This is a genomic window from Arsenophonus nasoniae (assembly GCF_004768525.1).
GTDB classification, from domain to species: Bacteria; Pseudomonadota; Gammaproteobacteria; order Enterobacterales; family Enterobacteriaceae; genus Arsenophonus; species Arsenophonus nasoniae.
The window spans coordinates 3,843,960-3,862,564 of sequence record NZ_CP038613.1 but is presented as its reverse complement, the minus strand read 5'-3'; the positions used below and the strand labels follow the sequence as shown (position 1 = coordinate 3,862,564).

The window sequence follows — 18,605 nt, the reverse complement described above, 5'->3', positions numbered from 1 at the left end:
GTAATATGAACAAGTTTTGGTTAGTCTTAATAGGGTTAGTAATGTCTTATGGTGTTTCTGCGGCAAGTTACACGGAAGGTACTGAATTTATCAAAATACAAAAAACGGTACAAAATGCCCCGCGCGTAGTAGAGTTTTTTTCTTTTTACTGTCCACATTGTTATCAATTTGAATCCGTCTATCATGTATCACAAACAGTAGCAAAAAATTTACCTAAAGATATTAAAATGGAACGTTACCATGTTGATTTTTTGGGGCCACTAGGCGCTGAGTTAACCAAAGCCTCGACGGTAGCAATGGTGTTAAAAGTTGAGGATAAAGTGTCACCGTTGCTGTTTGAAGGAATCCAAAAGTCAGAATCGATAAATACACCCGCTGATATTAAAGCAGTATTTATTAAAGCCGGCGTCAAAAGTGAAGAATATGATGCAGCGCTAAATAGTTTTGTCGTTAAATCGTTGGTGGTAAAACAGCAGCAAGCAGCAAACGATTTTCAATTACGTGGCGTGCCAGCTATGTTTGTTAATGGTAAATATATGGTGCGTAACAATGGAATAACAATTGAAAACGCTGATCATTATGCTAAAGCTTATTCTGATGTTGTTAACTTTTTAATTAGCAAATAAGTAAGTCTTTTTTCCGCCCTTTTTTAATAGCGCCATGTTGTACCAACTGTTTAACATATTGGTACAACAGCGGATTTTTTCTTTTTTTTGGCATATTATTCTGTAATATCCACAAAAAAATGTTAACCAACAAAAATGGCAATACGATATTATTTTTATCCGTAACGTCTTGATTCTCATTTAATATTATTTTCTAAGCTAAATCTGTTTAACTATTGAATATAGTATAATAAGAAGATTTACACACAAGTTTATCCACAGGATGTTCCGGTGCTATCAGCGGTGGAAAAGTGACAAATTGAAAATAGATTCAGGCAAAATTCGTCTCTCTCTCATGAGTGTGGCATTCTATCACTATTAATTACTTTGATGATGAAAAAGACTATGGTTCAAATTGCAGAAAACCCATTTATTCTCGTTGATGGCTCTTCTTACCTTTATCGTGCATATCATGCTTTTCCCCCATTAACCAATAGTGCAGGAGAGCCAACCGGTGCTATGTATGGTGTTCTTAACATGCTCCGTAGTTTAATAATGCAATATAAGCCGAGTCATATTGCGGTAGTATTTGATGCGAAAGGAAAAACTTTTCGGGATGAATTATTTGAGCAGTACAAATCTCAACGACCACCGATGCCTGATGATTTGCGTGAACAGATAGCGCCGTTACATGAAATGGTTGCAGCTATGGGGCTTCCTCTACTGGTTGTTGCTGGTGTAGAAGCTGATGATGTAATAGGTACATTAGCTTTACAGGCTAGTAAGAAAGGGTTACCCGTATTAATCAGTACAGGTGATAAAGACATGGCTCAATTAGTGACTGCTGATATTACACTCATTAATACTATGACAAACACCCTTTTAGGACCGGCAGAAGTTGCTGATAAATATGGTGTGCCGCCTGAGTTGATGGTTGATTTTCTCGCGTTGATGGGGGATTCTTCCGATAATATTCCTGGTGTACCTGGTGTCGGAGAAAAAACAGCATTAGCTTTATTACAAGGCATTGGCGATCTGGCAACAATTTACCAGGACTTATCAGCAATTGCCCCATTGGGATTTCGTGGCTCGAAAACATTGGCAGAAAAGATGGCACAACATAAAGATATTGCTTTCTTATCTTATAAATTAGCCACGATTAAGACTAATGTTGACTTAACGACTGATTATGATGGGTTGGTTATGCAGGCGCCTGATATCGAAAAATTACATGCGCTTTTTAGTCGTTACGAATTTAAGCGTTGGTTAACTGATTTACAAAATGGTGGTTGGCTAACGAAAAAAACAGGTCAATCTCCAACAACTGTCTCGGTTAACAATAATGATATTTCTTTAGCTAAAGAGCCTGTTGCCGCATTATCAACAGAACATTATCAAACGATATTGACCAAAGCTGATTTGATGCAATGGGTTGAAAAATTACAATCGGCAAAGTGTTTTGCCTTTGATACTGAAACTGACAGCCTTGATACGCTATCTGCCCATCTCATTGGACTCTCTTTTGCCATTGAAAAAGGTAAAGGGGCTTATCTTCCGCTAGGGCATAATTATCTTGATGCGCCACAACAATTACCCTTAGATGAGGTATTAGCGGCAATAAAACCGATTTTAGTTGACAAAAATATTCAAAAGATTGGTCAGAATTTAAAATTCGATTACGGTGTGATGGCAAATTATGATATTGAATTAAAAAATATGGCCTTTGATACGATGTTGGAATCTTATGTATTAAATAGTGTCGCCGGACTTGGACGTCATGATATGGATAGTTTGGCACAACGGCATCTCAACCATAAAACCATAACCTTTGAAGAGATTGCCGGCAAAGGAAAAAATCAGCTAACTTTCAATCAAATCCCACTTGAGCAAGCGTCAACTTATGCAGCCGAAGATGCAGACGTCACTTTATTATTACACCAAACGCTTTGGCCTCAACTTGAGTCAGAACCAAAATTAAAAGGCATTTTTCAACAGATAGAAATGCCGCTAGTACCTGTATTAGCCCGTATGGAGCGAGTAGGGGTGCTTATCGATGCAAATAAGCTTGCTAAACAATCTCGGGAAATAGCAAGCCGATTAATGGAAATTGAAAAAGAAGCTTATGCTATTGCTGAGCAAGAATTTAATTTAGCATCACCAAAACAATTACAAGCTATTTTGTTTGAAAAACTTCAACTACCAGTGGTAAAGAAAACACCTAGTGGGGCGCCTTCCACTAATGAGGAAGTTCTAGAGGAGCTGGCCTTTAGTCATGAGCTACCAAAAATTATTTTGCAACACCGTAGCTTGTCAAAATTAAAATCGACATACACCGATAAACTACCGATGATGATCCATCCAAAAACGAAACGGGTACACACTTCTTATCACCAGGCAGTAACGGCAACCGGTAGACTCTCTTCTCGTGATCCTAATTTACAAAATATTCCGGTTAGAACTGAGGAAGGACGCAGGATCCGTCAAGCGTTTATTGCTCGGGAAGGTTATAAAATTGTCGCCGCAGATTATTCGCAGATCGAATTGCGTATTATGGCTCATCTTTCGCAGGATAAAGGATTGCTTGATGCTTTTGCCGAAGGACAAGATATTCATCGAGCAACTGCGGCAGAGGTTTTTGGTGTATTGTTGACTGATGTTACTAATGAACAGCGTCGTAGCGCAAAAGCGATTAATTTTGGTTTAATCTATGGTATGAGCGCTTTTGGATTATCCCGTCAGTTAGGAATTACGCGTGGCCAAGCGCAGCATTATATGGATCGTTATTTTGAGCGCTATCCTGGTGTTTTAAGTTATATGGAACGTACTCGTAAGCAAGCTGCCGAGCAAGGATATGTTGAAACGCTAGCAGGACGTCGACTCTATTTGCCTGATATTAATTCGCGTAATGCAATGCGACGTAAAGCATCTGAACGTGAAGCTATTAACGCACCAATGCAAGGAACGGCGGCCGATATTATAAAGAAAGCGATGATCGCATTAGATAAATGGATTGAATCGGTAAAACCTGATCTTTATATGTTGATGCAAGTACACGATGAATTAGTATTTGAAGTAAAAGAGTCTGCGGTTGATCGGTCACAACAAAAAATCCGTCAGTTAATGGAACAAAGTATGCAACTAACTGTTCCACTAAAAGTTGATGTTGGTATTGGTGATAATTGGGATGAAGCACACTAATTAATAAAGTATTTTACCCAAGGAGGCTGCATTTTTTATGCTATTTGTCGATAAAAACTTTAATTAAACCAACTTATTTTTATTGGTGACAAAATAACGTAATAGGTCATCACTTACTTTTATTCGATGAGCAACCCAACAGTTTTAGCTAAGCAATGCAGTTTTTATCACTAAAAATATATAATATTGATTAATTATGTACTAAAGTTAGCAAAAAATAAGTATTGATTACATTAAGTAAAGTTATAGCCTCAATACAGTGAAAAAAAGTAACAAAACAACTTTTTTTCTTCGCGAAATAAAGTAAAGTAATTCGCGTAGGGTACAGAGGTAAGATGTTCTATTTTTAAAATCTATTACTTTATGTAATCAGATAAGCTGATTATTAAGCTGCTCTAGTCAAATAATTGACTAGAGCATTTTTTTATTTGTATTTAAGAAAATATAAAAATATCGATAAAAAATGTCTTTAATTATTCTTTATGTAGATTAATTGTGTTCAGAATGTTGTTCGTTAAACCATTCATCTAATTTAAGTTGTAATTTATCAATACCCATTTTTTTTAATGAAGAAAAGGTTTCAACTTGTATATTACCAGCCACTGTTTTTAATTTATTATGTACTGCTATAAGTTGAGTTTTTCTTTTATTCGGTACTAGTTTGTCTGCTTTGGTTAGCAATATAAGTATCGGGATATTCATCGCCACAGACCATTCAATCATCTGTATATCCATATCTTTTAATGGATGACGAATGTCCATTAATATTATCAACCCTTTTAAACATTTTCTTTTTTGTAGATATTCACTTAATGCTTGTTGCCATTGGCGTTTAACTGATTCGGGCACTTCTGCATAACCGTAACCAGGTAAATCAACCAGTCTAATACCCTCTGCGACTTCGAACAGATTGATTAACTGTGTTCTGCCAGGCGTTTTACTAGTACGCGCTAAATTTTTTTGTTGGGTCAGTGCATTCAATGCGCTGGATTTACCGGCGTTAGAACGGCCAGCGAAGGCAATTTCTATCCCATGATCGTTTGGTAAATGGTGAATATCAGGCGCACTTGTGACAAATTTTGTCTGGTGATAGTTGTAATTTTTGTTTGTCATCATTGTTTCTCGCTGATTTCGGCTTAAAGTAGAGAAATTATACCTGTAAGAGGATAATTTAAGCTAGTAATAGCTACATGAAAGATAGATGATTATCTGTTAATGAATTTTATTAAAAATAACATTTTTTACATAAGAAAAAAATATGAAATGTGACAGAATAGATCCTATTATTTAATTAGGTCAATTTAGGCCAGTTATGTATTTTTACTTAGTATAATGACCTGACGGTACTAAATTTTAGCTTACATTCTCATCTAAAATATAATTAAAAGGAACTTGAATGTTAAAACGTTTTTTTGTGTCACTACTGGTAGCGTCTATGGTTAGTATCTCTTCTTTTGCTATCGCAACAGAGGGTACTATTGTTAAATTAGTGACTTCTGAGGGTGATATCGAACTTGAATTAAATAATAAAAAAGCGCCTATAACCACCGATAATTTTATTCAATATGTAAAAGAAGGTTACTATCAAAATACCATTTTCCATCGTGTGATCCCAGGTTTTATGATCCAAGGGGGGGGCTTTATTAGTGATTTGCAACCTCAATTAAATATTCGCTTGCCAATTAAAAATGAAGCTGATAATGGGTTACGAAATTTACGTGGTACAATTGCAATGGCGCGCACAGCAGCTAAGGATAGTGCGACTAGCCAATTTTTTATCAATATAGCAGATAATGCATTCTTAGATCATGGCCAACGTGATTTTGGCTATGCTGTTTTTGGTAAAGTGATTAAAGGAATGGATGTTGTTGACAAAATTTCGAATGTAACAACAACAGATATTGGACCCTACCAAAATGTGCCAACTCAAGAAATAAAAATTATTTCTGCCAATGTAAAATAATTTATTTAATAGCAGGAAATATTTTTCTGCTATTAAGTTTAACGTAATTGTTAATATTCAATGGACAATTAAAAAACTAAAATAACTTATCGGCCTTTATCTTGCTATTAGTGGAAAAACTTTACTTTATAATAAAACAAAATTTCCATCAGTTTATTAATTTATATCGTTATCATTATTGAAATGAGGAATTATTGTTTGAGTAAGCTACTACCTAGTTGCCAGAAACTAATAGAAAATATTGTAGAACCTAAAATAGAACATAACAATAATCAATTTTCAGATTTGTTGAATATGGCGCCTATGTCTACTTATTTTTTGGATGAGAAAATTAAATACATACCAGGCAAAAAAATTCGATTTTCTGAAAAAACACAGATGCTTATTTCAGGTTCAACTACATTAAGCCGGGCATTGAAAACAATGGAAGTTGATGGTTGGAAATTAGTTGTAGCGCAACGAGGGCAAGGAACGGCTACCGATTTGCGGAGAAAAACTGTTTTTATTTCAAGTCGAGTTTTAAATCATCCTAATTTGACTATACAAGCACTATCTCATGAAATTGGGCATATTTTTTATACAGAAAAGCCAAATATAAAATCTAAATCAAATTTTATTTCATATTTTTTAGCGAGTGAAGGTGCTGCGACGATTAAAAATATTGAAATCCAACGAGAAATTATTAATCATATGGCAGTAGATATTGGAATTATGGCAAATCCAAGAAATATAAAATGTTATAATGAAGTCTATGATAATTATCTTATTGATAACAAATTTGATGAAGCGACTAAATATATTGGTGAAATTTATCGATATAACGAAATAACATCAAATAATTTAAAACCTTATGGTCAATATTATAACGAAGTTTATAATGATTTATAGTTATCATTTATAATTATTATAATTGATAATGATTTTATTTATTAAAATGAAACATTTTGATTGATTTTTGTGAGCTATTTTTTTCTGCGGTTATGGTATGATAGCCAGCTTTGTTGTTATGGTATCATAATCTGTACAATTTGCCTTAATAATAAAGATCAAAATTAAGGAATTATTACTATAAAAATCATTTGGATAGCTAGTTATGCTTTTGATAATTGATAACTATGATTCGTTTACCTATAACCTTTATCAATATCTGTGTGAATTAGGGGTTAATGTCGTGGTTAAGCGTAATGATGCAATAACTATCTCGGAGATAGAAACATTAGCTCCGACACATTTAGTCATTTCACCAGGTCCGTGTACACCTAACGAGGCGGGTGTTTCCCTAGATACAATTTCCTATTTCGCCGGTAAGATCCCAATTTTGGGTGTTTGTCTTGGTCACCAGGCGATTGGACAGGCTTTTGGTGCTTCTATTGTCAAAGCGAGAGAAGTAATGCATGGTAAAGTATCAGCAATTCATCATAATCAGCAAGGTATTTTTAAAGGATTAAATCGCCCATTACAGGTAACGCGTTATCATTCTTTGGTAATTGATGCTGGAACATTACCCGCAACTTTTGAAGTGACTGCTTGGACACTACATGATGGAAATATTGATGAAATTATGGGGATTCGGCATAAAACACTCCCTATTGAAGGTGTCCAATTTCATCCAGAAAGTATCTTGAGCGAGCAAGGACATGAGTTATTAAATAATTTTCTAAAGTATTAATTTATTAGAAGTTAGATTAGGTTTGGCTATTTATATTCAATGAGTAATATAACTATCAATGTTGGATAAAATAGGCTTTATTTTGCTTGCATTATAAATTTCCATAGGGCAAAAAGGAGTTTATAGTAAGGTATCTGTTTATATATTATTAAAATAGGTTTTTTTGTATTTAGTATCGATAAAGGACTACTTTTAAAGATAATAAAAAAATTTTTGTTAAATTTTTTGTTATCAATAAATGGTACCATGATAATCATCTGTAAACGTGTTTTTGCGGACAAAACCAGTAATAATAGCTATCGGGTACTGGTTGATAGGGTATGGCCTCGAGGCATTAGAAAGCAAGATATTTGCTATGATGAATGGAATAAAAATGTTGCTCCCTCGAATAATTTAAGAAAATGATATTCATAAATATACAGCAAATTTTGAACAGTTTAAGCGACTTTATTTTGCAGAATTAGAAAATAATCCTAATAGTTGGCAACATTTATTGCTTAAAACAAAATCAGACTGTTTGGTGCTTCTTTTTTTCAGCAAAGATAAAGATCATAATAATGCCGTAGGATTAAAATCATTATTTGGAAAATAAACTTAATAAAGTTTGATTATTATATTTTAGCTATCTAGTTAATTTTCTAATAGATAGTCCAGTTATTTTTAATTTTAAATATCCTATTAAAGCAATGTCATCATTCAGCTATCCAATTTATTCTGTTTACTATCGTTTTTATTTGCTTTTTTATTATTATTGTGGATTATATATTCATAATTGATTTATATTAATAAAAATAACAATAAAGAAGTTTATGAAACCAATACGCTACATAAACGTAGGTACTGGTTTATAAAATATTAACGCGTACCGTAAACGACAATGGTTTTACCGTGAGCAGAAATCAGATTTTGATCTTCTAGCATTTTTAAAATACGCCCCACTGTTTCGCGTGAGCATCCCACTATTTGACCTATCTCTTGACGAGTGATTTTAATTTGCATTCCATCTGGATGCGTCATCGCATCAGGTTGTTTGGCTAAATTTAATAATGTTTGTGCGATGCGGCCTGTGACATCTAAAAAAGCTAGATTACCGACTTTCTCAGAAGTTGTTTGTAAGCGTTTAGCCATTTGCGCTGATAACCGCATTAAGATATCTGGATTTACCTGTATTAATTGGCGGAATTTTTTATAAGAGATTTCAGCGACTTCACAGGCGCTTTTAGCTCTAACCCAAGCTGTTCGTTCTTGCCCTTCCTCAAATAATCCAAGTTCACCAATAAAGTCCCCTTGATTCAGGTAGGAAAGGATCATTTCTTTTCCTTCTTCATCTTTAATCAAAACAGCAACAGAACCTTTTACAATATAATAAAGCGTTTCTGCTTTTTCGCCCTGATGAATAAGAGTGCTTTTGGATGGATATTTGTGAATATGGCAGTGTGACAAAAACCATTCAAGAGTAGGGTCTGTGTGTGGTTTGCCGAAAAGCATTCGCGTAATCCTCTAATGTTATTGCAGCCTGAATACCAAAATACGAGTCTTCACAAGGCTGGCTTATCTTATAAAGTTCTAACATAGCATACTAACTTGTTTAGTTTGGAAACGTTAATATTAACTATAGGGTATATTGATTCGGAATTTTTGGTATTGATCTTAACCATACTATAAATGTGCTTTTGCTTTGTAGCATAATAAAAGCATCCTGTCTCTACTGTCTCGATTCAGCAATATTGTTTAAGCCAAAAAATTCATATTTTAGCAATAAGTTGATTAGTTTTATTGTATTTATTAATAAGTATCACTAAGTAAATATTACAATTAAAAATTAAACTCGAATAATAATATATTATTTCATAAGTTATCAAATTATAGCAAAATAAATATTAACACTATAAAATAATTACTTAATAAAATAATTAACAGGTAAACATTAACGTTATTATTATGATATACATAAAAGATAATTTTATGTATAGTTTGAATCTTAAAATGGTTGTAAGAATAAAAAATTGATATAAGTAAAAATATAATGCTGTATTGTTAACTTCTTTTATGGATAATTTTTTTATTAGTGACGAGCTTTTTTACTAATGGAGTCATAATTAACTCCAATGCTAAACCTAGCTTTCCACCTGGAACAACTAAAGTATTCATTGATGATATGAATGAATTATGTAGCATGGATAAAAGATAGGGAAAATCAATCTGGGTCAGACCATTAAATCGGATTACTATAAAACTTTCATCGGGAGAAGGAATCGCTTTAGCGGAAAAAGGATTAGAGGTATCAACGGTTGGAACACGTTGAAAGTTGATATGGGTGCGAGAAAATTGTGGGGTGATGTATTTAATGTAATCTCCCATTGAACGGATAACGGAATCCATCACGGCTTCTCTTGAATGCCCCCGTTCTGATGTATCACGAATTAGCTTTTGGATCCATTCAAGATTAACAATAGGCACAACGCCGACTAATAAGTCTACATGTTTAGCAACATTGTATTTTGATGTTACAATACCACCATGTAACCCTTCATAAAATAATATATCGGTATTTTTAGGTAAGGGTTCCCATGGCGTAAAAGTTCCAGGTTGAAGATTGTAGGGAACGGCTTCATCGTAGGTGTGTAAATAATGTCGACGTTTTCCTGTCCCTTTTTCGCCATACTCGATTAAACTTTGTTCTAACAAACCAAAATCATTGGATTCAGGCCCAAAATAACTAATATGACGGCTCTGTTCTTTAGCTTTACGAATAGCAACATCCATTTCAGGGCGAGTATAACGATGAAAGCTATCACCTTCAATGGTTGCTGCCGAAAGCTTTAATTGGGTAAAGATTTTTTGAAATGCAAGGCTAGTAGTGCTGGTGCCCGCACCACTGGAACCTGTTACTGCAATGATCGGATGATTAACTGACATATAAGTGGCTTCCATTACTCATTCAGATAATACAATGTTTTAACACATTAATTACAATGACGTAAAAATTTCTTTTTAGTTAGTGATGCATACAGTTATTTAAGGATGTAATTGTGTTTTTGGCAAAATATTTATCGTTTCATGTAATTCAGACCAGACAAGCACAACACTTCCTAAACGCAATTGCTGCTTAATGTCGTCAACTTTTTCATCCAGCGTTTTTTCATCTTTACCGTAATCCGTTCCTTCTCGTAAAACAAAGCTTTCAATCAAATTATTTAACGTATCCGCTGTTAGCTGTTGCCATGGAATAATCATAAATTACGGCTCCAGATGTGGGGTTAACCAATCAGGTATGCGTTCCTCAAGCCACATTTTAGGCTGTTTTAATGTGCCACTAACAAACCCAACATGACCACCATGTTCTGTCATTTGATACTCTATATTAGCGGGTAATTGATTGATATCCGGTACAACTTCAGGCGCCATAAAAGGATCATCTTTTGCATGAATGATCAGTGTTGGCACACGAATATTCGGTAACCGGGGCAGAGCACTACATTGATGATAATAATCCGCCGCATCTTTAAAACCGTGTATTCTTGCCGTGACGACATTATCAAAATCACGTAGCCGTTTTAGTTTTTTTAGTTGTAGCAAATTAAGTGGTAATGAACCTGGGTAGCGAATGAGTTTGCGTGTTGCATTACGTTTTAGGCCATTGAGTAAATAACGTTCATAAAATTGTGAAATCCCTTTTTCTAAACGAATTGAACAAGGTTCTAACATTAAAGGAGCGGAAACAATCACTCCGGCATTAACATCAGCATATTGTCCGGTTTCTGCTAAATAGCAAGCTAACATATTACCACCCAGGGAGTAGCCAACAGCGGCAATGGGTACTTGACCGTAAATTGTTTTCTGCCATTTGAGGAAGTAACGGGCATCGGTAATTTCACCGGAATGATAAATACGTTTTTGCCGATTTGGTTCTCCACTACAGCCACGAAAATGCATAATGACACCGAGCCACCCTCTTTTTTTCGTCGCTTCCAACATGCCATGGGCATATGGACTTCTAAAGCTGCCTTCTAAGCCGTGAAAGATGACCAGTCGAGGTTTATGCTTTGCATATTTGGGATCTTCACTCCAAGCGAGATCAATAAAATCGCCATCAGGCAATTCGAGGCGTTGCCACAGTGGTTTGATTTGCGGCTTTTTCCTCACAATACGGGGCAATAGTGTTTGTAAATGAGGGTTTTTAGCCCAATTTATTGGTTGAAAATTTTTACTCATAATTGTAAATCTAAATAATTAATTTTACATATATTCTGATAATATATTGTTATTTTTAATGTGAAAAAAGATTAATCATAGTTAATCAAAGGATCTTAAATGAGTCATGGGCTGATTTTTGCACTATTTACTTTTTTATTTATTGTGGCGATTACGCCTGGTCCAAATAATTTATTATTTACGTCATCAGGTGCTCAGTATGGTTTACGGCGTTCAATACCTTTAATGTTCGGCGTAATATTTGGTATCCAAAGTATTCTATTTATTTCTGCTGGTGGCCTTGCTGTTCTTTTACTGGTTTCGCCGGTGTTACAAATTATAATGAAACTCGTTGGAAGTTTTTATTTATTATGGCTTGCTTGGAAACTCGCTACATCCCACCATGTGCAACTTAATACAGAGTCTCAAGTTGCTAAATCAATTAAATGGTATCAAGGGAGCTTATTACAATTCTTGAATCCCAAGGCATGGATGATGGGGCTTGGGGCGGTTAGTAGTTATAGTGTGGCTGATAACTACGTTAACTCGATTTTGATCATAAGTTTTGTTATGTTGATTGTCAATTTAATCGGTGGTTTTGTCTGGGTCGGCTTTGGTTCGTTAATTGGCACCCTGCTTCGTGGGCGTAATGCTTGGTTTATTTTTAATATTACAATGAGTATTTTTACTCTCGCTTGTATTCCTTTTATTTGGTTGCAATAGCGATGCAAAAAAGGGAATCCCCTTTTTTGCATTAATTTAGATCGATATTTTTACTAGCGAACAAATAAGTAAAAATAAAACCAAATAAATAGGAAATCAGTAAGCCAGCAATATAAATAAGTATTCCGTTAAAAATACCGGTTGTCGATGTCATCAATGGAATAGCAATTAATCCGGATGGGCCGAAAACTGAATTGAGTCCAATTGGTTGACCTAACCAGGCAACTAATCCAATAAAAAAGCCACCAGCGGCTCCCCCTAAACAAGCGGTTATAAAAGGTTTAATGCGCGGTAGCGTCACACCATAGATTAAAGGCTCAGCAATACCTAATATACCTGGGATTATTGCCCCACGTATCTGATTACGTAAGCTAGAATCTTTAGCTGATTTGATATAGAGCGCAAATGCTGCACCAATCTGACCGCCGCCAGCCATAGCCAGGATTGGGAAAAGAGGATTGAAACCTTGTGTCTCCATTAATGCGAAATAAACCGGTATAAAACCTTGATGAACGCCAAAAACAACCGCGATCAAAAATAGACCAGCTAATATAGCAGTACCAAATGGATTGCCATTTAAGTGTATAAATAACCAGGACATACCAGTAAACAAATAACTGCCAATTGGCATAATAATGGTATAGGTAATGGCGCCAACAATAAGTAATGTGATTGCTGAAGTCAGTATCATATCTAAGTTGGCAGGAATGATTTTCCTGATTTGTTGTTCAACCCAGGCACCACAGATACAAGCGAGTAAAATACCAATAATGTTACCCCGAGGATCAATGGTATAATTGAAAAAGGTACTCATATTGGAGAAAAAGCCTGTTGTTGCGTGTGGATCGTAGCCTAGAATAAAAAGTGACGCAATAATGGCACCATTAACACCTGAACCGCCGAAAACTTTTTGCGTATTGTAACCAATTAGGATCCCTAGAAAAGCATAAAGCCCTTTGCTAAAGACAGACATATAGAGTATTAAGTGAACAAGAAAAGTCTGTTGTGCTGCTTCAGTTGGCAGACCCGCTGGATAGTATACTTGTTTGGCCAATGTTGCGAAGCCAAGTAATAAACCAACAGCAATGAAACCCGGTATCAGTGGGGTAAAGATGGTGGCAAAAGTGGATAAAAATTTATGAACGACACTAGTTTGTTTAGTTTTTAATTGTTTTTTGTTGTCGGCAGCAATTTTTTGCAAATCATTGCGAGTGGGTAATATTGTTTCTGTCTCAGTGCTGTTTGCTAATAATTGTTTCATCATATTATTAGCTGTTTGCGCATTACCTGGACCTAATACAATTTGTAGTTGTTTATCACTTTCAATAATTCCTAATACGCCAGGAATTTGTTTGAGGCGATTTTTATCAACTAATTGTATGTCATGCAACGTTATGCGTAAGCGTGTCATACAGTTGCCGTATTGAATAATATTTTTAGCACCGCCAATAGTTATCAGTATTTCTTTTAGCATTTCATTAGTTATTTTTGCCATGGTACTTTTCCTTTAAAACGATTATTGATGGCCAGTATGCTGTTTTAAGGCGGCACGAATAAAACCATGATTATCAGCTAGTGTTTGTTTAGCTTGTTGGGCATTAAAGCCGGTAAGGATCATAACGATAGCGGTTTTACAATGATTATTACATTCAATAAGAGCATGTTCTGCTGTTGCTCGGTCACACTCCGTTGCAGCCATGACAATCTGTTTTTGTCGTTCAATAAGTTTAGCATTGGTTGCTTCTACATCTACCATTAGGTTACCGTATACTTTTCCAATCCGTATCATGGCACCTGTAGTGATCATATTAAGAACTAGCTTTTGCGCTGTACCGGCTTTCATTCGTGAAGAGCCAGTAATCACTTCTGGTCCGACAATTGGTGTTATTGCAATATCTGCTATGTTGACCATTTCACTGTTGGGGTTACAACTAATACAAGCAACGGTTGCTCCTGTCGTTTTAGCATAGTTCATTGCACCTAGCACATAGGGTGTGCGGCCACTTGCAGCGATGCCAACTAAAACATCTTTTTGATTGAAATTAAAAGCTTTAAGATCATCAGCACCAAGCTGTGGATTATCTTCAGCATTTTCTACCGCTTGAAGAATCGCCAGGTGTCCACCTGCGATTAGGCCGACTACCATGTCACGAGGGGTGCCATAGGTTGGTGGACACTCACTTGCATCTAAAATGCCTAAACGGCCTGAAGTGCCAGCACCACTGTAAAACAGTCTACCACTATGCTGAAAAGCATAGGCAACTTTGTCAATAACAAGCGCAATTTCAGTGAGCGTTTGTTCAACAGCAATCGGCACTTTCTTATCTTCCTGGTTAATGATTTTTAATATATCTAAGGTTGATAATGTATCAATGTTATTGCTAATAGGGTTACGACTTTCTGTTACCATTTTGTTTAGATCTAATGTCATTTGATGTTTCCTATATGCCAATTTTAAGAAATATTAAGGAATTATTTATTCTTTATATGTGTTATTGATCACAAAGCGATCTATTCTTATTTAATGGTAATAAGGGAATAAGAGAAAAATGAAAATAATATTTTGCTAGCTAATTTATTGTTTAAACAGCCATTAATTGATTAGAATAATGAATAATAAAATAGGAATAATTTATCATAATTATTTTAATCGGTGATCCTGATATTATGAATAATCTTAAGTATAGCATGGCGATATTGAGTAAAATTTCATGGTTGTTACCTCAGTTAGCGTTAAATCAGCAGAAAATCGCAACCTTTATTCTTGAACAACCACAAACGGTATTACTACTTTCATCACAACAAATCGCTGAACAAATAGGTGTCAGTCAATCCGCTATTGTTAAATTTAGTCAGAAAGTTGGTGTCAAGGGATTCCCGGCTTTAAAGCTGGCTATTAGTGAAGAGTTAGGGCGTAAGCAAGTACTCACTGAGCGATCACATAACGTTATTCATAATCAGATAGCTAGCAATGATAGTTTGATGGTTATTGCACAGAAACTGGCACAAGAAAAAATTGATTCTGTCATGGAAACAACACGACAAATTAATTATCCGATTTTTAATAAAGTTGCTACATTGGTTAATAATGCACAAAGAGTACAGATTGTTGGCATTGGTGGGTCAGGCTTAGTAGCCAAAGATCTCTATTATAAATTGCAAAAAATAGGTATTACTACGCTAGTTGATTTAGATCACCATGTTCAGATAACGACAGCGCTAACCCTTACTGCAAAAGATATTCAGATTGCTATTTCATTTAGTGGGAAGCGAAAAAATATTTGTGAGGCAGCAGCAATTGCTAAGCAGCATGGAGCTAAGGTGATTGCTATTGTTGGTAATAAACAACAAAAACCATTAGTGAAATTAGCTGATTATGTATTGGAAAGTGTTGCAGGTGAAAATGAATGGCGTAGTTCATCAATTTCTTCTCGTGCTGCACAAAATACGCTGACCGATTTATTATTCCTAGCGCTATTACAAAAAAGGGAGGAAAAAGCCCGATCGTTAATCATAAATGCCCGTTTAATGATCAATAAATTAGATGAGTAGTGACTGATGGCACTAACCTCATTCAAGTTTCTCTTAATCATACTTTATTGATTATATAAAAAAGAGCAGCGTTGAATTGAGTTATGCCTGATATTCGAACTCTTTTATCATATTTTCCAGTGTTTCTTGCCGTGCTAGCCACTCGGTTTCGACTTCCTCTAATGTTAATTTTGTTTCAGTTTGCTGTCTGAGGTAATTGCTAAGCTCAGATTTACGATTATGGTTATAAATATCACTGTCAGCCAGTTTTTGTTCAATTTGAACTAATTGATTAGATAAACTTGTTACCTTTTGTTCTAACATTGATAACTGTTTTCTGATTGGTTGCGTGCGTTGGCGGAATTCTGCTTCACGTCGTTTTTGTTCTTTACGATCTTGGGCAGTTAAGTTACCTGATAGCATCTTATCTTGTAACTGTTCCTGACGAATTTGTTGGTGCTGTTGTTTATTCTGGTCTATTAACCATTTTTGATAATCCGCCAGATCACCGTCAAAAGGTTCAACCTGACCTTGATGAATGCGGTAAAACTCATCGGTTGTTGAGCGTAGTAAATGGCGATCATGAGACACAACAATTAAGGCACCATCAAATGCAATCAATGCTTCTGTTAATGCCTGTCGCATATCCAAATCTAAATGGTTAGTTGGTTCATCAAGTAGCAGAAGATTGGGCCGCTGCCAGACAATCAAGGCTAATACTAATCTTGCTTTTTCCCCGCCGGAAAAATGTATACAAGGCTCATTTACCTTGTCGCCTTTAAAGCCAAAGCCACCAAGATAGTCGCGCATATATTGTTCAGTTTCTTGCACAGCAAGGCGACTAAGGTGTTGTAAAGGCGATTCATCTATGCGCAAATAATCTAATTGATGTTGCGCAAAATACCCGAGCTTAATGCCTTTAGCTAAGGAAATTTCCCCCTGTTGAGGTAATAGATCACCAGAAAGTAACTTGATTAAAGTTGATTTACCCGCCCCGTTACGGCCGAGTAAACCAATTCTTGAGCCAGGAACCAGATTAAGTTTAATCGATTTTAAGATCACTTTGTTGCCATAACCAGCGCTAACTTTTTCCATTTTAAGCAAAGGATTAGGCAAACAATCGGGTGCTCGAAACGAAAAATGAAATGGATTATCAACATGAGCAGGGGCAACTAACTCCATACGCTCTAGCATTTTAATCCGGCTTTGTGCTTGTTTAGCTTTTGACGCTTTATAACGAAAGCGATCAATATATTTTTTTAAGTGAGTCACTTTTTCCTGTTGATTGTCGTAAAGCGCTTGTTGTTGCGCTAATTTAGTCGCTCTTTGTTGCTCAAAGGAAGTATAATTACCCGTATATTCAAATAAATTTTCTTGCTCGATATGCAGCACTTTCTCAATGATAGGATCGAGAAAATCTCTATCGTGGGAAATCAGAATTAACGTACCGGGATAATTTTTAAGCCATTTTTCTAACCAAATAACCGCATCTAAATCTAAATGGTTAGTTGGTTCATCCAGTAACAAAAGATCAGAACGGCAAATTAACGCTTGCGCTAGATTTAGTCGCATCCGCCATCCGCCGGAAAAGGCACTAACAGGTTCTTCTATTTGTAATTGGGAAAAACCTAAACCGTGTAATAAACTAGCGGCACGAGCATGAATGGTCCAGGCATTGATCGCATCCAATTGACCATGTATTAATGCAATAGCATGACCATCATTTTCATCATTTGCTTGTTGCAATCGTTTTTCTAGTTTGCGGTATTCATAATCGCCATCAATGACATATTCAATGGCAGATTTTTTTAGGGCAGGTGTTTCTTGATTTACCCAAGCGAGAGCCCAAGTTGCTGGAAAAGTAATGCTTCCTGCTTCAGGTTGCATTTCACCTTTGATTGCAGAAAATAAAGTCGATTTTCCACAGCCGTTTTTGCCAATTAAACCTACTTTTTGGCCTGGTGTGATGGAAGCTGTTGCATTATTTAATAAAACCCGAATACCGCAGCGTATTTGTAGTGAAGAAAATACAATCATATAAACCGTATCTTGATAATATATTAAATCATTTATAATTTTAAAGAATATAAATGGCCTTTGGTGTGTATATTAACTAAAAATTGTGCTTCTGGCACGCTTTTGAGGAGCTAATTATGTCGCTACCACCCAAGATTCTCATTATCTATGCACATCCTGAACCTACTGAATCTGTGGCGAATAAAATGCTCATTGAATATGTGCAGGATTTAGACAATGTGGTAATACATGATTTATATGGCACTTATCCAGACTACTTTATTAATGCAAATTATGAACGAAATTTACTTTGTCAGCACGAAATTATCATTTTTCAGCATCCGCTTTATACCTATAGTTGTCCCTCTCTTTTGAAAGAGTGGTTTGATAGAGTATTAACGCGAAATTTTGTTTGTGAGCAAAGTAAACAATTGAAAGGGAAATATTGGCGCTCAGTTATTACCACTGGAGAGCCCCAGGAAGCTTATCAATATGGTGGTTATAACCGTTTTCCATTAACTGAATTGCTACGTCCTTTTGAACTTATTGCTTTAATGTGTGAAATGCAGTGGTTATCGCCAGTAATTATTTATATGGCAAGAAGACAGTCTCTTGAAGATATGCAGGAGTGTGCCAAAGCCTATCGTGATTGGCTAAAATCACCCTTAGAGCATGGAGGTTTATAATTGTGGAAGAATTTAGTTTA

General features: G+C 35.5%; 18 protein-coding genes. 10 read left to right on the top strand and 8 right to left on the bottom strand.

Features of this window, described 5'->3' with window-relative positions; all coding sequences use genetic code 11:
- Window positions 1-5: 5 nt before the first annotated feature.
- Both dsbA and polA read left to right on the top strand, forming a co-directional pair.
- Window positions 6-626: a thiol:disulfide interchange protein DsbA gene (gene dsbA / locus ArsFIN_RS19500; RefSeq protein ID WP_026822967.1), complete on the top strand. Its 621-nt coding sequence runs from the start codon at window positions 6-8 to the stop codon at window positions 624-626.
- A gap of 384 nt (window positions 627-1,010) precedes the next feature.
- The gene (gene polA / locus ArsFIN_RS19495; RefSeq protein ID WP_026822968.1) at window positions 1,011-3,803 is read left to right on the top strand and encodes a DNA polymerase I; all 2,793 of its coding nucleotides are present in this window, start codon (window positions 1,011-1,013) and stop codon (window positions 3,801-3,803) included.
- 489 nt (window positions 3,804-4,292) lie between these two features.
- Here the strand turns inward: polA and yihA are convergent, their stop codons facing one another.
- Window positions 4,293-4,916 (bottom strand): ribosome biogenesis GTP-binding protein YihA/YsxC, encoded by a 624-nt coding sequence (yihA, locus tag ArsFIN_RS19490; RefSeq protein ID WP_026822969.1) that lies wholly within the window; start codon window positions 4,914-4,916, stop codon window positions 4,293-4,295.
- Between the two features lie 283 nt (window positions 4,917-5,199).
- Here yihA and ppiA point away from each other — a divergent pair, with 283 nt between their 5' ends.
- The 5 genes from ppiA to ArsFIN_RS28315 all read left to right on the top strand — a co-directional run bounded on the left by ppiA (window position 5,200) and on the right by ArsFIN_RS28315 (window position 8,027).
- Window positions 5,200-5,766: a peptidylprolyl isomerase A gene (ppiA, locus tag ArsFIN_RS19485; RefSeq protein ID WP_026822970.1), complete on the top strand. Its 567-nt coding sequence runs from the start codon at window positions 5,200-5,202 to the stop codon at window positions 5,764-5,766.
- A gap of 198 nt (window positions 5,767-5,964) precedes the next feature.
- Window positions 5,965-6,654: a hypothetical protein gene (locus ArsFIN_RS19480; RefSeq protein WP_026822971.1), complete on the top strand. Its 690-nt coding sequence runs from the start codon at window positions 5,965-5,967 to the stop codon at window positions 6,652-6,654.
- A 205-nt stretch (window positions 6,655-6,859) separates the two neighbouring features.
- Entirely contained in the window at window positions 6,860-7,435 is a 576-nt protein-coding gene (locus ArsFIN_RS19475; RefSeq protein ID WP_026822972.1) for an aminodeoxychorismate synthase component II, read from the top strand.
- 246 nt (window positions 7,436-7,681) lie between these two features.
- Window positions 7,682-7,840 (top strand): DUF488 domain-containing protein, encoded by a 159-nt coding sequence (locus tag ArsFIN_RS28320; protein ID WP_276324668.1) that lies wholly within the window; start codon window positions 7,682-7,684, stop codon window positions 7,838-7,840.
- Between the two features lies 1 nt (window position 7,841).
- Window positions 7,842-8,027 (top strand): DUF488 family protein, N3 subclade, encoded by a 186-nt coding sequence (locus ArsFIN_RS28315; protein WP_276324669.1) that lies wholly within the window; start codon window positions 7,842-7,844, stop codon window positions 8,025-8,027.
- Window positions 8,028-8,290: 263 nt separating this feature from the next.
- On the opposite strand, the gene crp is transcribed toward ArsFIN_RS28315, so the two are convergent.
- The 4 genes from crp to ArsFIN_RS19450 all read right to left on the bottom strand — a co-directional run bounded on the left by crp (window position 8,291) and on the right by ArsFIN_RS19450 (window position 11,650).
- Window positions 8,291-8,923 carry a cAMP-activated global transcriptional regulator CRP gene (gene crp, locus ArsFIN_RS19465; protein WP_026822973.1) on the bottom strand — a complete coding sequence of 211 codons (633 nt, stop codon included), beginning with the start codon at window positions 8,921-8,923 and terminating at the stop codon, window positions 8,291-8,293.
- Between the two features lie 549 nt (window positions 8,924-9,472).
- Window positions 9,473-10,354: a phosphoribulokinase gene (locus tag ArsFIN_RS19460; RefSeq protein WP_026822974.1), complete on the bottom strand. Its 882-nt coding sequence runs from the start codon at window positions 10,352-10,354 to the stop codon at window positions 9,473-9,475.
- A gap of 99 nt (window positions 10,355-10,453) precedes the next feature.
- Complete coding sequence (locus tag ArsFIN_RS19455; RefSeq protein ID WP_026822975.1) at window positions 10,454-10,672, bottom strand: YheU family protein; 219 nt, start codon at window positions 10,670-10,672, stop codon at window positions 10,454-10,456.
- Window positions 10,673-10,675: 3 nt separating this feature from the next.
- Complete coding sequence (locus tag ArsFIN_RS19450) at window positions 10,676-11,650, bottom strand: hydrolase (RefSeq protein WP_026822976.1); 975 nt, start codon at window positions 11,648-11,650, stop codon at window positions 10,676-10,678.
- A 99-nt stretch (window positions 11,651-11,749) separates the two neighbouring features.
- Between ArsFIN_RS19450 and ArsFIN_RS19445 the strand changes: the two genes are divergently transcribed.
- Window positions 11,750-12,352, top strand: coding sequence for a LysE family translocator (locus tag ArsFIN_RS19445; protein ID WP_026822977.1), 603 nt, complete (start codon window positions 11,750-11,752; stop codon window positions 12,350-12,352).
- A gap of 31 nt (window positions 12,353-12,383) precedes the next feature.
- Here the strand turns inward: ArsFIN_RS19445 and murP are convergent, their stop codons facing one another.
- Together murP and murQ are read right to left on the bottom strand one after the other, a co-directional pair.
- On the bottom strand, window positions 12,384-13,847 hold the full coding sequence (gene murP / locus ArsFIN_RS19440) for a PTS N-acetylmuramic acid transporter subunit IIBC (RefSeq protein ID WP_026822978.1): 1,464 nt from the start codon (window positions 13,845-13,847) through the stop codon (window positions 12,384-12,386).
- 21 nt (window positions 13,848-13,868) lie between these two features.
- A complete protein-coding gene (gene murQ, locus ArsFIN_RS19435) occupies window positions 13,869-14,783 on the bottom strand; it encodes an N-acetylmuramic acid 6-phosphate etherase (RefSeq protein ID WP_026822979.1) in 915 nt (304 codons plus the stop codon).
- A gap of 257 nt (window positions 14,784-15,040) precedes the next feature.
- Here murQ and ArsFIN_RS19430 point away from each other — a divergent pair, with 257 nt between their 5' ends.
- Window positions 15,041-15,904 (top strand): MurR/RpiR family transcriptional regulator, encoded by an 864-nt coding sequence (locus ArsFIN_RS19430; protein WP_026822980.1) that lies wholly within the window; start codon window positions 15,041-15,043, stop codon window positions 15,902-15,904.
- An 81-nt stretch (window positions 15,905-15,985) separates the two neighbouring features.
- Here the strand turns inward: ArsFIN_RS19430 and ArsFIN_RS19425 are convergent, their stop codons facing one another.
- The gene (locus ArsFIN_RS19425) at window positions 15,986-17,920 is read right to left on the bottom strand and encodes an ABC transporter ATP-binding protein (protein ID WP_026822981.1); all 1,935 of its coding nucleotides are present in this window, start codon (window positions 17,918-17,920) and stop codon (window positions 15,986-15,988) included.
- 116 nt (window positions 17,921-18,036) lie between these two features.
- Between ArsFIN_RS19425 and kefG the strand changes: the two genes are divergently transcribed.
- Window positions 18,037-18,585, top strand: coding sequence for a glutathione-regulated potassium-efflux system ancillary protein KefG (gene kefG, locus ArsFIN_RS19420; RefSeq protein WP_026822982.1), 549 nt, complete (start codon window positions 18,037-18,039; stop codon window positions 18,583-18,585).
- Window positions 18,586-18,605: the final 20 nt, after the last annotated feature.

What these genes read in the sequence shown, in the direction of transcription:
- ArsFIN_RS19430 (WP_026822980.1), top strand. Translation starts at nt 15,041, where the DNA reads ATGGCGATATTGAGTAAAATTTCATGGTTGTTACCTCAGTTAGCGTTA.
- yihA (WP_026822969.1), bottom strand. Translation starts at nt 4,916, where the DNA reads ATGACAAACAAAAATTACAACTATCACCAGACAAAATTTGTCACAAGT.
- ArsFIN_RS19455 (WP_026822975.1), bottom strand. Translation starts at nt 10,672, where the DNA reads ATGATTATTCCATGGCAACAGCTAACAGCGGATACGTTAAATAATTTG.
- polA (WP_026822968.1), top strand. Translation starts at nt 1,011, where the DNA reads ATGGTTCAAATTGCAGAAAACCCATTTATTCTCGTTGATGGCTCTTCT.
- ArsFIN_RS19450 (WP_026822976.1), bottom strand. Translation starts at nt 11,650, where the DNA reads ATGAGTAAAAATTTTCAACCAATAAATTGGGCTAAAAACCCTCATTTA.
- ArsFIN_RS19475 (WP_026822972.1), top strand. Translation starts at nt 6,860, where the DNA reads ATGCTTTTGATAATTGATAACTATGATTCGTTTACCTATAACCTTTAT.
- ArsFIN_RS19425 (WP_026822981.1), bottom strand. Translation starts at nt 17,920, where the DNA reads ATGATTGTATTTTCTTCACTACAAATACGCTGCGGTATTCGGGTTTTA.
- ppiA (WP_026822970.1), top strand. Translation starts at nt 5,200, where the DNA reads ATGTTAAAACGTTTTTTTGTGTCACTACTGGTAGCGTCTATGGTTAGT.
- murP (WP_026822978.1), bottom strand. Translation starts at nt 13,847, where the DNA reads ATGGCAAAAATAACTAATGAAATGCTAAAAGAAATACTGATAACTATT.
- ArsFIN_RS19445 (WP_026822977.1), top strand. Translation starts at nt 11,750, where the DNA reads ATGAGTCATGGGCTGATTTTTGCACTATTTACTTTTTTATTTATTGTG.
- crp (WP_026822973.1), bottom strand. Translation starts at nt 8,923, where the DNA reads ATGCTTTTCGGCAAACCACACACAGACCCTACTCTTGAATGGTTTTTG.
- ArsFIN_RS19460 (WP_026822974.1), bottom strand. Translation starts at nt 10,354, where the DNA reads ATGTCAGTTAATCATCCGATCATTGCAGTAACAGGTTCCAGTGGTGCG.
- ArsFIN_RS28320 (WP_276324668.1), top strand. Translation starts at nt 7,682, where the DNA reads ATGATAATCATCTGTAAACGTGTTTTTGCGGACAAAACCAGTAATAAT.
- kefG (WP_026822982.1), top strand. Translation starts at nt 18,037, where the DNA reads ATGTCGCTACCACCCAAGATTCTCATTATCTATGCACATCCTGAACCT.
- murQ (WP_026822979.1), bottom strand. Translation starts at nt 14,783, where the DNA reads ATGACATTAGATCTAAACAAAATGGTAACAGAAAGTCGTAACCCTATT.
- dsbA (WP_026822967.1), top strand. Translation starts at nt 6, where the DNA reads ATGAACAAGTTTTGGTTAGTCTTAATAGGGTTAGTAATGTCTTATGGT.